Annotated in this window: 13 protein-coding genes; 4 read left to right on the forward strand and 9 right to left on the reverse strand. The window is 67.1% G+C overall.

Features of this window, described 5'->3' with window-relative positions; all coding sequences use genetic code 11:
• The first annotated feature begins 11 nt into the window (after positions 1-11).
• Genes yidC through H0T81_RS09725 form a run of 3 tightly spaced genes read left to right on the forward strand, consistent with a single transcriptional unit; the run spans position 12 to position 3,042 of the window.
• Positions 12-1,730, forward strand: coding sequence for a membrane protein insertase YidC (yidC, locus tag H0T81_RS09715; protein WP_294012370.1), 1,719 nt, complete (start codon positions 12-14; stop codon positions 1,728-1,730).
• On the forward strand, positions 1,730-2,365 hold the full coding sequence (yihA, locus tag H0T81_RS09720; protein ID WP_294012374.1) for a ribosome biogenesis GTP-binding protein YihA/YsxC: 636 nt from the start codon (positions 1,730-1,732) through the stop codon (positions 2,363-2,365). The genes yidC and yihA overlap by 1 nt, the downstream gene beginning before the upstream one ends.
• 11 nt (positions 2,366-2,376) lie before the next feature.
• Complete coding sequence (locus H0T81_RS09725) at positions 2,377-3,042, forward strand: glutathione S-transferase family protein (protein ID WP_294012377.1); 666 nt, start codon at positions 2,377-2,379, stop codon at positions 3,040-3,042.
• Positions 3,043-3,051: 9 nt separating this feature from the next.
• Here H0T81_RS09725 and H0T81_RS09730 read toward each other — a convergent pair whose 3' ends face one another.
• From H0T81_RS09730 to H0T81_RS09750, 5 genes are all read right to left on the reverse strand, one after another.
• Positions 3,052-3,504, reverse strand: a complete 453-nt coding sequence (locus H0T81_RS09730; protein ID WP_294012380.1) for a cupin domain-containing protein — start codon at positions 3,502-3,504, stop codon at positions 3,052-3,054.
• A gap of 53 nt (positions 3,505-3,557) precedes the next feature.
• Positions 3,558-5,657 carry a TonB-dependent receptor plug domain-containing protein gene (locus H0T81_RS09735; protein ID WP_294012382.1) on the reverse strand — a complete coding sequence of 700 codons (2,100 nt, stop codon included), beginning with the start codon at positions 5,655-5,657 and terminating at the stop codon, positions 3,558-3,560.
• Positions 5,658-5,763: 106 nt separating this feature from the next.
• Entirely contained in the window at positions 5,764-5,892 is a 129-nt protein-coding gene (locus H0T81_RS09740; RefSeq protein ID WP_294012385.1) for a hypothetical protein, read from the reverse strand.
• A 105-nt stretch (positions 5,893-5,997) separates the two neighbouring features.
• Entirely contained in the window at positions 5,998-7,833 is a 1,836-nt protein-coding gene (locus H0T81_RS09745; RefSeq protein ID WP_294012388.1) for a M56 family metallopeptidase, read from the reverse strand.
• Positions 7,833-8,213, reverse strand: coding sequence for a BlaI/MecI/CopY family transcriptional regulator (locus H0T81_RS09750; protein WP_294012391.1), 381 nt, complete (start codon positions 8,211-8,213; stop codon positions 7,833-7,835). The genes H0T81_RS09745 and H0T81_RS09750 overlap by 1 nt, the downstream gene beginning before the upstream one ends.
• A 147-nt stretch (positions 8,214-8,360) precedes the next feature.
• Between H0T81_RS09750 and dapE the strand changes: the two genes are divergently transcribed.
• Positions 8,361-9,491, forward strand: a complete 1,131-nt coding sequence (dapE, locus tag H0T81_RS09755; RefSeq protein ID WP_294012394.1) for a succinyl-diaminopimelate desuccinylase — start codon at positions 8,361-8,363, stop codon at positions 9,489-9,491.
• 34 nt (positions 9,492-9,525) lie between these two features.
• On the opposite strand, the gene H0T81_RS09760 is transcribed toward dapE, so the two are convergent.
• The 4 genes from H0T81_RS09760 to H0T81_RS09775 all read right to left on the reverse strand — a co-directional run.
• Positions 9,526-11,118 carry an EAL domain-containing protein gene (locus tag H0T81_RS09760; RefSeq protein WP_294012397.1) on the reverse strand — a complete coding sequence of 531 codons (1,593 nt, stop codon included), beginning with the start codon at positions 11,116-11,118 and terminating at the stop codon, positions 9,526-9,528.
• Positions 11,119-11,293: 175 nt separating this feature from the next.
• Positions 11,294-11,815 (reverse strand): Smr/MutS family protein, encoded by a 522-nt coding sequence (locus tag H0T81_RS09765; RefSeq protein ID WP_294012399.1) that lies wholly within the window; start codon positions 11,813-11,815, stop codon positions 11,294-11,296.
• Positions 11,796-13,001 carry a murein transglycosylase A gene (locus tag H0T81_RS09770; RefSeq protein ID WP_294012401.1) on the reverse strand — a complete coding sequence of 402 codons (1,206 nt, stop codon included), beginning with the start codon at positions 12,999-13,001 and terminating at the stop codon, positions 11,796-11,798. Before H0T81_RS09770 ends, H0T81_RS09765 begins: the two co-directional genes overlap by 20 nt.
• Positions 12,998-13,673: Tim44/TimA family putative adaptor protein (locus H0T81_RS09775; RefSeq protein WP_366474196.1), on the reverse strand; the 676-nt coding region annotated here is incomplete at its 5' end. The genes H0T81_RS09770 and H0T81_RS09775, both read right to left, overlap by 4 nt.

Consider the following 13,673-nt stretch of genomic DNA (forward strand, 5'->3'; position numbering starts at 1 on the left):
AGGATTCCGACTTGAGCGACGACAACAAGAACATGATCCTCGCCATCGTCCTCAGCGCTCTGGTGCTGATCGGCTGGAGCATGATCTCGGACCGATTGCTGCCCACCGCCGGGCCGCAGACGCAGCGCGTCGAGGACGGCAAGGTGAAGCCGATCCCGCAACCCCAGGCCGACCCTGCCGCCGATCGGCCGCAGGCGCTGCGCAACCGGGCGATCGTACTCGCCTCGACGCCGCGCGTGCGGATCGAGACTCCCGCGCTGCAGGGGTCGATCAACCTGAAAGGCGCCCGGATCGACGATCTGGTGCTGCTCCGCGAGCGCCAGGGGATCGGCAAGGATTCGCCGCCGGTGCGGCTGCTGTCCCCGGCCGGAGCTCCGGCCGGCTATTTCGCGAGCTTCGGCTGGACCGGCGAGGGAGCCGAGGCGCCCGGACCCGACGCGGTGTGGACCCCGAGCTCGCCTGTGCTGGCACCGGGGCGCCCGGTGACCCTGACCTGGACCAGCCCCAGCGGGCTCAAGTTCGAGCAGACCATTGCGGTCGACAATGATTATCTATTCACGGTCCGGCAGCGGGTCGCCAACGCCACCGCCAACGCGGTCGCGGTGCGCCCTTACGGGCTCATCAGCCGGGCCAATGAATCTCCTGACCCGGACGGCTGGACGATGCACGTCGGCCCAATCGGCTATCTGGACGGTGCGGCGAATTACGACGTCGACTGGGACACGCTCGACGACGCCGGCCCGAACGGCGAGCGCTTCGACAGCCGCGGCGGCTGGCTCGGCTTCACCGACAAATATTGGCTGGCCGCGCTTGCACCGGCGCAGGACGCGGCGATCAGCGCCAGCTTCCGCAAGGCTCCCAGCGGCCCCTACCAGGCCGATTTCGCCCGCCAGCCGATCGTCATTCCTTCTGGCCAGGCGGTTGCCATCGAGAGCCACTTGTTCGCCGGCGCCAAGGAAAAGACGCTGCTAGACCGCTACGAGGCAATGGGCATCCCCAAGCTTTCCAAGTCGATCGACTGGGGCTGGTTCGAGTGGTTCATGCGGCCGATCTTCGACCTGCTCAACTGGCTGTTCAAGCAGATCGGCAATTTCGGCGTTGCGATCATCTGCCTGACGTTCATCGTCCGGCTGCTGATGTACCCGATCGCCCAGAAGCAGTTCCAGTCGATGGCGGCGATGCGCAAGGTGCAGCCGAAGATGAAGGCGCTGCAGGAGCGCTACAAGGACGACAAGCCGCGCCAGCAGCAGGAGATCCTGAAGCTCTACCAGACCGAAAAGATCAACCCGGCTGCGGGCTGCCTGCCGATCCTGCTCCAGATTCCCATCTTCTATGCGCTCTACAAGGTACTGATGGTGGCGGTCGAAATGCGCCACCAGCCGTTCGTCCTGTGGATCAAGGACCTCTCGGCGCCCGATCCGATGACCCCGGTCAATCTCTTCGGGCTGCTCGATTTCACGCCGCCCTATTTCCTCGCCATCGGAGTGCTTCCGATCCTGCTTGGGGTGACGATGTGGATGCAGTTCAAATTGAACCCGGCGCAACTGGACCCGACGCAGCAGCAGATCTTCGCGATCCTGCCGTGGGTGATGGTGGTCGTGATGGCGCCGTTCGCCGCCGGACTGCAGCTTTACTGGGTGGTGTCGAACATCCTGACGATCGCCCAGCAGTGGTGGCTGTACCGGCGCTACGGAGTCGATTTTACCCAACCCGCTCCGGCACCCAGTTGATGGAGGGGGACGAGGAGCTGGCGGAGCGCGCCCGCAAGCTGTTCGCCGGGCCGATCAATTTCCTGAAGTCGGCTCCGGCGCTGCAGTTCCTGCCCGACCCGGCGGTTCCGGAAATCGCGTTCGCCGGCCGCTCGAACGTCGGCAAGAGCTCGCTGCTCAACGCGCTGACCAACCGCAACGGGCTGGCGCGGACCTCCAACACTCCGGGGCGCACGCAGGAGCTCAATTTCTTCGATGTCGGCAAGCCGCTCCGGCTGCGGCTGGTCGACATGCCGGGTTACGGCTTCGCCGAGGCCCCCAGGGATATGGTCAAGCGCTGGCGCTTCCTGATCAACGATTATCTGCGCGGCCGAGCGGTGCTCAAGCGCGCACTGGTGCTGATTGACTCACGCCACGGACTCAAGCCCGTCGACCACGAGGTGATGACGATGCTCGACGACGCCGCGGTCAGCTATCACCTCGTCCTGACCAAGGCCGACAAGGTCAAGCGGACCGACCTTCAGGCCGTGGAGCGGGATACAGCCGACCAGGCGGCGAAGCATCCGGCCGCGCACCCGACCGTCTTCACCACGTCGAGCGAAACCGGTAGCGGGATCGCCGAGTTGCGTACCGCGATCCTCGAAGCGAGCGAATAGGACCTTTTCGAATGCTCAAGTTGATCATCGGCAACCGGGCCTATTCGAGCTGGTCGATGCGCGGCTGGCTGGCCCTCAAGCAATCCGGCGAGCCGTTCGAGGAGCTCGTCGTTCCGATGTTCGACGCCGAGTGGGACAAGCGCCGCGAGGGCGACGAGTTCGCTCCGTCGCTCGGCAAGGTGCCGATCATGTGGGACGGCGAGTGCGTCGTCTGGGACAGTTTGGCGATCATCGAGTTCCTCGCCGACCGGGTCGGGCGCGAGCGTTACTGGCCCGAGGACTCGGCGGCGCGCGGAATGGCCCGGTCGATGGCCGCGGAAATGCATTCCAGCTTCGCCAATCTGCGGCGCGAGCTGCCGATGAACGTCCGCAAGAGCTACTCGCCCAAGGCCCTGTCGGATGGGGTCAAGGACGACATCAACCGCATCCTCCAATTGTGGGCGCAGGCGCGCGCGCGCTTCGGCGGCACCGGCGATTTCCTGTTCAGCGACTGGTGTGCGGCGGACATCATGTACGCTCCGGTGGTCACGCGGTTCATCACCTACGGAGTGCCCGTGCCGCCGTTCGCCGAGCTCTACATGAAGGCGGTCCTGTCGCACCCGGCGGTCAGCGAGTGGATTGACCAGGCTCAAGACGAGCCGTGGGTGATCGAACAATATGAGGACGCCGCCGCCTAGCAAGCGCGGCTAGTAGGGTGTGCCGTCCTTGTGAGTGTAGCGGCCGTTCGAATTGTCCCAGTGCAGGTCGACGTCGGGATAGTGGCAATCGCCTTCCGAAACACGGCCGTCGACCGCGATGAAGGTGCAGTTGCGCGCGCTTCGGTTGACGAGATGATGGCCGTTCGCAACGTCCTTGGGGAACAGCGCGCAGTCGCCCGCCCGCATCACCGTCTCGCCGTCATCTTCGACCAGCACGGCCTCGCCGTCGACGACGACGACGAACTCATCGATCCCTTCATGCCAGTGGCGCTGGCTCGAGATTCCGCCGGGCTCCAGCACGACGTGGCTGACGCCGATGTCCTTCAGGCCGCCGGCCGCTCCCAGCCGGCGAAAATGGCGCCGTCCCATCTCGGCCGCGAAGGGCATCGGGTAGGTGGTTCGATTGGTCGGCTCGACCTGGTCGAGATCGATCTTGGGCATGGGATTTTTCCGCTCCTGTCGTCGCGGCCCTGCCCTAGCAGCGGATCGCTGCGCTAGAAATTGCCCCGCACCGAGAGCTGGAAGATCGGCCCGATCAGCTGGTTGTTGCGCTGGATGAACAGGACCGGATTTTCGTCGCGGCGGCCATCGAAGACGGTGCGATCGAACCGGTGCCGGGCGTTCAGCAGGTTGATGACGGTCGCTCGGACGGTCATCCCCCTGACGGCCTTGTGCTCGACATAGGCACTGAGCCACCACGGGCCTTCCCAGCTGCGGAACACTTCGGTCAGAAAATAATGCTTGGCGAAGTGGTCGTGATTGGCATCCGCGCCCCACGCGATCTGGCTGCCGGGGATATCGTGGCGCAGGCTGAATTCGGCCCAGCGGTCGCGGGTCCCGCTGATCGCCCTTCTCTCACCGGTCAGCGGATCCCGGACGCTGGTCTTTTGAAAGCCGAGCGTGGTGTCGAGCTTGGCGCCTTTCCAGCCGATCGGGTCGAACAGGAGGGTGCTCGTGCTCTCCATTCCAAATCGGGTCGCTCGCGCCAGATTGCCGATCCCCTGTCCATCCTCGCCGATCGGGATCACGTCGATGATGTCCTCGACCCGGTGGTAATAGGTCTTGAGCCTCGTCTTGCCCCAGCGGCCGAGCTCGCGGCCGATCTCGACCTCGCCTTCCCAGCTTTGCGGCGGCACGAGGTCCGGATTTCCGGCCTGTTCCCGGTCCTGGCTAAGCCTCGGCTGGGCGAGGAAATCGTAGAAGCTGATTTGGCCGACGCGGCGGCGCAGCTTGAAGCTCGTGTCCCAGCCCTCCGACGGGCGCCAGCCGAGCGTCAGGCTGCCTTTGGGACGGAAGAATTTGCGCGGCGGCAGGTCCCCGTCCACGCGGGCCAGCTTGGAGATTTCGCCACCGGCGGCCACCTGGAGGTCGAGCTTGGAGCTCAGCGGGCGGCTCCACGTTCCGATCGCTTCGTAGCGCGTCTCGGTGACCTTGCCGGTTCCTTCGGGGAAGTCGACCTCGACGAATTCGCCATCCGCCGAAAGCACCGACAGCGCCCCGCGCTGGTCGAGCGAATTGAACGCCCGCTCGAGCGATAGCTGCCAATCGTTTTTCCCGGTCTTCAAGCCATATTCCGCCCGGCCGATGGTCTCGCCGATGCGCGAATCGCGGCTGAACCGGATGCCCTGGTCCGGCGCTCCGCTGTCGAAGCTGGTCACTTGGGTGGTGACGAGGGGCTCATGGTCGAAACGCCGCACTCCGATCAGCTTGAGTCGACCGGGGCCCAGGGCGAACGCGTAGTCGCCACTGATATCGATTGTGTATCCCTTGAGGGAATCGCGCGTCGTTCGACGGCGATCGTCCCCATTCACCAGGTCGCGCCGGTCGCGGATGTGGACGGGCCCCCAATAAGGCCCATAGACCAGCGTGAGATTGCCAAGCGATGAGCCCGGGCCATCGAGCGCGAACTTGCCGGTCAGCTTGGGGTGCTCGAATTGCGCGCTGAAAATTTCGTCGCGAGTCTCGATGATATTGCCGCCGGCGTCGAAAATCTCGATCAGCCCGCCGAAGCCGCCGCGCCCCGGCTGGTTCTGGAGCGACAAGGTGTAGTCGACCGGCCCCGTCTTGCCCGCATAGCTGAGCAGGCCGCGATAGAGGTTGGGCTTGGCGAAGTGGGCGCGGACATCCGGCTTCCATTCGAACTGGCCCGAGGATTTGGCCGCGGCTTTGACGAAGACGTTGGCAACCTGTCCGGACAGTCCCGCGATGCCGAGACTGGCGGCGTCGACGATTTCGATCCGCTCGACATTCGCCGCGTTGATCTTCTGCAGGTCATCGATCGCTCCGCCGGACTTGTTGGCGCTGCGCTGGCTATTGATCAGGACATTTTCCGAGGCTTGGCCGAGCCCGCGCTCCTGGGAGGCGCCGCGGATGGTGAAGCCGGGGACCTGCAGCAGCATGTCGTATGCGGTCTTCGGCGCGAAGCGGGCAAAGTCGGCAGGAGTGAAAATCCGCTTCGATCCAGCCGGGGTTGGCACCGGTGGCGGAGCGATCGCCGGATCGGCCGGGGCCGCGGCCGTTTGAGCGGCGGTCTGAACAGGCGCGAGGAGGGCAATACCGGCCAGCAGCGCGCGGCGGTTACGCAACATGTTCATGACATTCCCCCTTTGCGGCGGTGTGACAGCCAAATGGCCGGCGAGTCAGACCCTTTTCGGCTACCGCGGCGGATTTTCGACAAACGGCGGGAGGCTGAGCGAGCGCTCACCGGTTGCGCCCGGGGCGAAGCTCGATGCCGAAGTTCAACCCGTCGGCGACGCTCGCGAAGCCGGTGGTCGACAGGCTGATGGTGGTCAGGGCGAGCGCCGCCAGGAACGCAAGAGTGCGGGGCATTGCATTTCTCCTCAACACAGCAGGCAAGGCTTGCCCGTTCGCCCAAGGGGGCGTTTCAAACTCGGCAAAAATTCTGGACTTCAGCTGGTCAGGGCGGTGGCAGGATCAGGGACTGTCATCGCGACCGGGGATGTCTTCGGGATTGATCCCGAGGGCCTTCATTTCCACCAGCTTGTGGACGCTCGGCAGCCGATGGCCCGAGCGTCGGAAACGGGCAATGTCGGCGGGCGTCACCCCGACGGCCTTCAGCTCCACCAGATCGTCCATCGGCAAGTAGCCGTAGGCAGCCGCGATGCCGCGGATGTAAGCGCCGTTGATCCCCATCGCGCGCGCCTCCACGATCGAGTCCGCGTTGAGGCGCGGGTAGCCGGACCGCGCGAGGTCGCGAACATAGTCCGGGCTCACACCCAGCGCTTTCAACTCCACGATATCGTCATGATCGAGCCTCAGATGAGGCGCTGCATTGCGAATCGCCCGGACATATTCGGGAGTCGCCCCGACGGCCTTCATCTCAATGGCCCGGTCGATCGCATCCTGGTGCGGATGAGCCGCGACGGCGGTTGCCGCGGCCAGTCCCCGCACTGCGCGCGCGTCGGCGAAGGTGACGACCGAGCCGTTCGGGCCAGTCATCACCGTGCGCCGGCGACCATTTGCGTCGGGCGGCGAAACCCTGACTGTGGCGCCGCTGGGAGCGCGCAACAGCGTTTCGCCGTTTGCGGTCGTAACGGCAGCTCCATTCGGGTGAGTGACGAGCACCGCACCGGCGGCACCGGCGGCGATTGCCGCCGCCGACTCGCTAACCGCGCCGGCGGCGCTTCCCGAAGAAGCATTCGCGGCGAGCCTGCCGGCAAGCGGCGCCGCCGCTGCGGCCGCCGCCTGACCCGGAACAAAGCGCCCGTGCTCGGCGGCCGTCGCGATGGTCGGGGCGACGACATTGAACGCCGCCACCGGCACCGCCATGCCGGCCGCGAAGAAGGCCGCCGCGGTGCTCCAGCGCCAGCCGCCCGGAGCCCGCTCGAGCGCTCCATCAAGCACCCGCCGGATCCGCCGAGCGAGCGAGTTCCTGGCCGGAGCGACCCCGTGCGCGCCGATCAGCAGGCCGCGGCACTCGTGGCGAGCGATCCCGACCAGGAGCTTGGCATATTCGGTGTCCTCGATGTCGGCGCCGAGCACCGCGTCGTCGGCGGCTTCCTCGCGCAGCTGATGCGCCTCGCGGGCCAGCACCCAGACCAGCGGGTTGAACCAGAACATCGCGGCCGTGACTCGGGACAGCAACAGCTTGGCCCAGTCGAGGCTGGCGACGTGCGCCAGCTCATGGGCGATGATCGCCTCGGCCTCGCGGTGCGACTGGGCCGCTTCGCCGTTGAGCAGGATCACCGGGCGAATCACGCCCCAGCTGATGGGCGAGGGCAGCTCGTCGCTGGTCAGCAGAGCGGTGCCGTGCTTGAATCCCATCCGCCGCTGCGCGCGGGCAAGCGCGGTCAGCCAGTTGGGCTCGACCATCACGGTGGCGCGGCTTTTCAGCCCGATCAGCCGGCCAAGCGCGATCAGGGTAAGCAGGAGAAGCAGGCCCGCAGGCGCAGCGTAGGCCCAGACAGCCCAGTCGACAGGCGCCGCGGCGAGTGCTGCGCCGCTATCGGCGGGAAAGGTGCCCGCGGGGGACGCGGCCTCCGATTTCAATGCCGGCGTGGTTGACGCCTGGACAAGGGACTCGACCGGAGTCGCGGCCTCGGCCGCACGCGCGGCGAGGAATGACGGGCCTTCGACGTTGAGCGCCGGAAGACCGAGCGCCGCGACCGGCAGGAGCAGGATCGCAATCAGGCCGAGATGGGCGATCCAGCTGCGGTCGGAGGCGGATCGGTGTTGCGCGAGCTTGAGCAGCAGCAGGACGGTGCCGGCGACGAGGAACGACTTGGCGGCGATCGGAATCAGCAGGTCCATCAGCGTTCTCCCTTCGCGGCGCGGGCCCGCGCGATCATATCCTCGAGCCGCTGGAGCTCATCGACGTCGAGTCGGTCGGACATTCCAAGCAAGGCGGTGGCGGCGCCGGCGGTCGAGCCGTTGAAGAACACCCTGACGACTTCACTCAGCGCCGACTTGCGGGCGACGCTGTCGGCGACCGCCGGAGTGTAGAGAAAGCCGCGATCCGAATCCTCGCGCCGGACATAGCCCTTGCGCTCGAGCCGCTGGAGCATTGCCCGAACAGCAGAGCCGCTGAGGCGGTCGGGAAGCGCTTCGCAGATGTCGGCGACGGCCAGTGAGCCACGCTCGTAGAGCAGATCGACGATCTGGCGTTCCCGCGGCGGCAGTTTGCTGAGCATTGGAGCCCCTCCCTCGCTACATATGTAACGCTGCTACAAATGTAGCGCCATTGCAAGTCCCTTTTTCGACCAATCGACGAACGGATGGAAATTGGCTCGTTCGAGCGCCGCTCTTGCCCGTCCGCCGCGCCTTGCTACTGCTGCTCAATGCCCGCCCCCCTCGACGCCGTCGCCCTCGCCTGCCAGCTGATCAACTGCCCAAGCGTCACACCGGCGCGCGGCCAGGTGTTCGACGCCCTCGAGGCCGCGCTTCGGCCGCTTGGTTTCGAGATCCACCGATTTATCGAAGGTGAACCGCCCGACGGGCCGGTCGAGAATCTGGTCGCGATTCGCGGCGAGGGAGCACCGCACTTCGGCTTTGCTGGGCATCTCGACGTAGTGCCGCCAGGGGACGGCTGGTTGAGCGACCCGTTCGAGGCGCAGGTCGCCGATGGAATCCTGACTGGCCGCGGCGCCAACGACATGAAAAGCGCGATCGCCGCATTCGTCGCCGCGCTGTCGCGCGTCCAGCAGCAACGCGGCACCTGCTCGCTGCTGATCACCGGCGACGAGGAAGGGCCCTCGGTCCACGGCACCCCGGCGATCATCCGCTGGCTCAAGGACCGCTCGATCCGGCCGGACATGATCCTGATCGGCGAGCCGACCTCGGAGACCGAGCTTGGCGACACGGTCAAGATCGGCCGCCGCGGCTCGGTCAACATGTGGATCGAGGTTCCGGGGACCCAGGGCCATGTCGCCTACCCGCACCGGGCCGCCAACCCGATCCCGCCGCTCGCGCGGCTGGTCGCGGCACTGGACGCGCTGCACCTCGACGACGGCAACGACGCGTTTCCGCCGTCCAAGCTCGAGTTCACGGACATCGGCTGTCCACCGGGCGCAACCAACCTCATCCCCGGGTCGGCGAGCGCGCGCTTGAACATCCGCTTCAACAACCTCCACCGCGGCGCCGACCTCGTGCGGCTGGTCGAGGAGACCGCCCGGCGTGAAGCCCCGGGCTCGACGGTCGTGGCGCGGATCTCGGGCGAGGCGTTCCTGACCCCGCCGGGCGAGCTGTACGAGCTGGTGGTGAATGCGATCCGCGACGAGACCGGCCGGACTCCCACCCTCTCGACCGGCGGCGGGACGTCCGACGGACGTTACCTGATCGAGCTGTGCTCGGTGGTCGATTTCGGGCTGCCCAACGCGACCATGCACAAGGTCGGAGAGAGCGCGAGCCTCGAGCACATCGCCGCGCTGTCGCGGATCTACGAGCGGATTATCGTCAAGGTGTTGGGCTGAGCGGCTTCGCGATTGCCGTGAGGCACGCTTCTGATCAGGCGACCGAACGCGAGCCTGGGTTCGCGTTGACGATCCAGTCGAGGAACTCGTCCTCGTACATCGGGTGGGCGAACACATAGCCCTGGACCGCCTGGCAGCCCATGGTCCGCAGGATGTCGGCCTGGGCGACCGTCTCGACCGCTTCGGCGACGATCTCGCAGCCGACCCCATGGATCAGCTGAATCACCGCCTGGACGACCACCCGGGCGCGCGCGCAATGCTCGATGTCGGCGATCAGTGAAGGGTCGAGCTTGACGCGGTCGAGCGGCATCGTCCGCAATCGGGCGATGTTCGAATAGCCGGTGCCGAAATCGTCGATCGAGATCGTCGCGCCGTCGGCTCGGAGCGCTCCGATCTCCACCAACACGGCCTTGGAAACTTCCATCGCCGCGCTCTCGGTGAACTCGAGCTCGACCATCGACAGGGGCACTTGCTGGTCGCCAAAGCTTTGCCGAAGCCGGGAGAAAAAGTCGGCGCGCTCGACCTGTCGGGGACTGACGTTGAACGCGAGCCGGCGGCTGATTCCCTCGCGGCTCCAGGAGCCGAGCACCGAGGCGACCTCGGTGATGACCCAGTCACCGATGTCGGAGATGACCCCCGTCTTCTCTGCGATGGGGATAAAAGTGTCGGGCATTCGCAACCCGTCGCGCGGGTGGTTCCAGCGAAGCAGCGCCTCGGCTCCGGCGATTTCTCCGGTCACCAGGCTCAGCTGCGGCTGGAAGGTGAGCAGGAATTCGTCGCGCTGGACGGCTTCGGTCAGCGCCCGCTCGGTTTCGATCTTATCCTGGTGCTCGGCCGCCAGCTGCTCGTCGAACAGGCAGTGCTGCCCGCCGCCCAATGACTTGGCGCAATACATCGCGATGTCGGCGGCGCGCATCAGCGATTCGATGCTCGAGCCATGGTCCGGGCAGATCGACACCCCGATCGAGGCGCCGATGTCGACGCTGTGACCGCACAGCTCGAACGGCTCGGCGATCGCCAGAGCGATCCGGCGGGCGATCCGCTCGACGTCCGCCGAAGACTGGATTTCGGGGAAGAACAGAGTGAACTCGTCGCCGGCCAGCCGGGCCAGCAGCGGCCGCCGCTGCAGCGCCTCGCCGAACTCGGCGGTGACGACCACCCGAAGGCGGTTGGCGACCATGATCAGCAATTGGTCGCCGCGGGCGTGGCCGAGGCTGTCGTTGACCGACTTGAACCGGTCGAGGTCGACGAACAGCATCGCCGAGCGCGAGCCCTCGGCTTCACTGAGCAACTTGTCGGCTTCCGAGCGGAAATGGAGCCGGTTCGGAAGCGAGGTCACCGGGTCGTACATGCCAAGCGCGTGGGCATTTTCGATCGACGCCCGAACTTCCGCGAACAGGGTGTCCACCGCGGCCGCCAGCTTGGGCATGGTTTTCTGGAGCGACGGCGGGGCGGGCGAGACGAGATCGCCGTCCTCGACCGCGAGCAGACGGTCGCCGAGAGCGGCGAGGGCGCGGGCGCTCTCGCTGTTGGGGCGTTCGGAGGCGATGTAGCTGATCAGCAGGCAGAAGGCGCCGGCGACGATCGATGCGACGACCTTCTCGTTCAATTCGGTGATGTAGAGCATGGCGCTGAGGGAGAAGACAAACGAGGCGAAGCCGGCCGCGCCCGAGAGAAGCGCGTTGCTGATTTTTTGGGCCGTGCCTTCTCTCATCGCCGATGTTGCGCCCGCGGGCGGCAGTGCCCGTCTCCCGCCTCCGCGTTAATCGACAGCGGTTAAGAAAAAGTGGAGCCGGACGAACTCATTTGCGGCGGAGGATGATGTAGAGGCTGCCGCCCCCGCCATGGCGGCCGTGCGCGGGGCGGACGGCGGCGATTTTCGCCGCGTGGCGCGAGGCCGCCAGCCAGTCGTGGACCGCAGCCCGAATTCGCCCTCGCTGGACCGGCGGGTCCCCGGGCCGCGAATGGCCGGTGATCAGCAGGATCACCCGCTCGCCGGACTCGATCGCCCGCTCGAGCGCCGAGTCGATCGCGCTCCACGCGCGGTCGAGATTGTGCCCGTGCAGGTCGACGACGCGGTCGGGAGCGACCGACCCCGACTGGAGCTTCCGGTCCCATGTGCCGTCGAGCGTGGTGCCGGGCCGCGGCGGCGCCTGTGGGGGCGGTGGTTTGCGAGCTGTCCGGGCAGCGGCGCCCCGGGGCTCGACCTGGGGCGGCTGCTCAGGCTCGCTTTCGGCTTCCGGGGCTGGTCGGCGCGACAGCGGGCGGATGGTCGCGGTTACCCGTGCCCACAGCTCGGCCTCGTCAGGGTTGAGCGAGCGCACGCGCCGCGCTGCCCTTGGGAAGCAGGATCAGCGCCTGCCCCGACGCGGACATTCCGCCGGCCAGGCGGGTCGCCTCCGGCCCGGCGCCCCAGAACGTGTCGAAGCGGTTGGGCCCCTTGATCGCGCCGCCGGTGTCCTGGGCGACCCACAAGCCGTTCGCCTCCGGGCGGTCGAGGGTCAGGAACACCGGCGCGCCATAGGGCACGAACAGCGGGTCGACGGCGACCGTGGCCCGTTCGCTGACCGGCAGCCCGAGCGACCCCAGCGGCGGCCCCGACAGCTCCTTGAAGAAGATGTAGGAGAGGTTTTCGCGCATCAGCGCCCTGCCCTGCTCGGGGTTGGCGCGCATCCAGTCGACGATTGCCTGCATCGAGGCTCCGCCGGGCGGGAGAATGCCGCGCTCGCGCAAAAGCCGGCCGATGGCGACATATTCGCGGCCGTTCTGATTGTCGTAGCCGATGCGGATGATGCTCCCGTCGGGCGCCCGCACCCGGCCCGAGCCCTGGATCTGGAGAAAGAACAGCTCGATCGGGTCGGCCGCCCAGGCGAGCTCGAGGCCGCGCCCGGCAAGCGCTCCGTCCTCGATCTCGGCGCGGGTGAAATAGAGCACGCAGCGGCCGGTGGAATCGATCCGGCCGCGCCCGGTGCCGCCGTCGGCCCGGGTACAGCGGATGAGGTCGGGCGGAGTTCGGTAGATCGGCACTTCGTAGCCGGGAGCGCGGACCCGCGAACCACGGATTTCGGGCTCGTAATAGCCGGTCGCGAATGCCTTGCCGTCGTAGACGCGCATCCAGTCGAAACGGTAATAGAAAAAAGCCGCCGAATGCTCGGGGGATAGCGTCGCGGCCTCGGCGCAGACTCCCCTCCAGTCGGCCGGCTGAGTCAGGCGCGACCGGTCCTCGCGCCGGGTGGCCGCCGAGCAGCTAATCCGGAAAGCCGCCAGCGCCCGGCTCGCCTCGGCGGGATTGAGGATGATCGGCGCCGCCGGCGTCACTCCCGCCGCGCGCGCGTTCGGGAACGCCGGAGTAGGCGTCGGGGTCGGGATCGGCACCGGCATCGGGGTCGGCGTGGGCGTTGGAGTTGGAAGCACCGGCGGCTGGACCGGCGGCGGCGGCGACGGGCGCGTCGCGCAGGCGGTCAGCAATGCTAGGGAGCCGAGCGCGAGCGCCCGTTGCAGGTGCTTCACTCTTCCTCGTCGGTTTCGACCAGGATCCAGTTCGGATCGCGCGCCGTGATGTCGCGGCGGAAGGTCCACAGGTCCCTCGTCTGGACCGCGTCGCTCAGCGAGCCGGCGACGACCTCGCCTTCCTTGTTGCGGGTGACCGCGGCGATGTCCGCCTCGAAGCGGACGGTGACGGCGGCGACATTATGCTCGAGCGAGGCTTCGGCGATCAGCGCCTGCTCGATTGCGACCAGCCGATTGTCGAGCTTCAGCCCCTCCTTGTCGCGCTGCTTGACCGCGGCCTCGAACGCTTCGAGCACGTGGCTGTCGACGTGGGGCTTCATGGTCTCAAGGTCGCCCTTCCAGTAGGCCTCGAGGATCATCCGGTAGGCGGCCTTGGCGCCTTCGAGGAAGTGGGCGACGTCGAAGCTCGGGTCGGCGGCGAGGATCGCCCGCACTCCCGGGCCGGCGGTCGGCAGGAACGCCATGTCGCCGGCCTCGCCTTGGCTCGGGGGCACGATCGACGGCTGGCTGACCCGCGGCTCGACCAGCGTGTCCGGATCGGCCGGCTTGAGGATCGGCTGTTGCTCGTGGCCCGTGCGCTCCCCCAGCACGGCGTACAGGCGCAGGCCGATGAACAGGGCCACCAGGGCGAGGATGATGATGACGGTCAAGCGGGTTTCCGGTCCTTGGCTA

This window comes from Sphingomonas sp. (assembly GCF_013812825.1).
Lineage (GTDB): Bacteria > Pseudomonadota > Alphaproteobacteria > Sphingomonadales > Sphingomonadaceae > Sphingomicrobium.

Coding starts and splice junctions, on each gene's coding strand:
- yihA (WP_294012374.1), top strand. CDS start 1,730: ATGGAGGGGGACGAGGAGCTGGCGGAGCGCGCCCGCAAGCTGTTCGCC.
- H0T81_RS09750 (WP_294012391.1), bottom strand. CDS start 8,213: ATGCTCAGCAAACTGCCGCCGCGGGAACGCCAGATCGTCGATCTGCTC.
- H0T81_RS09725 (WP_294012377.1), top strand. CDS start 2,377: ATGCTCAAGTTGATCATCGGCAACCGGGCCTATTCGAGCTGGTCGATG.
- H0T81_RS09735 (WP_294012382.1), bottom strand. CDS start 5,657: ATGAACATGTTGCGTAACCGCCGCGCGCTGCTGGCCGGTATTGCCCTC.
- H0T81_RS09745 (WP_294012388.1), bottom strand. CDS start 7,833: ATGGACCTGCTGATTCCGATCGCCGCCAAGTCGTTCCTCGTCGCCGGC.
- H0T81_RS09740 (WP_294012385.1), bottom strand. CDS start 5,892: ATGCCCCGCACTCTTGCGTTCCTGGCGGCGCTCGCCCTGACCACCATC.
- H0T81_RS09760 (WP_294012397.1), bottom strand. CDS start 11,118: ATGCTCTACATCACCGAATTGAACGAGAAGGTCGTCGCATCGATCGTC.
- H0T81_RS09730 (WP_294012380.1), bottom strand. CDS start 3,504: ATGCCCAAGATCGATCTCGACCAGGTCGAGCCGACCAATCGAACCACC.
- dapE (WP_294012394.1), top strand. CDS start 8,361: ATGCCCGCCCCCCTCGACGCCGTCGCCCTCGCCTGCCAGCTGATCAAC.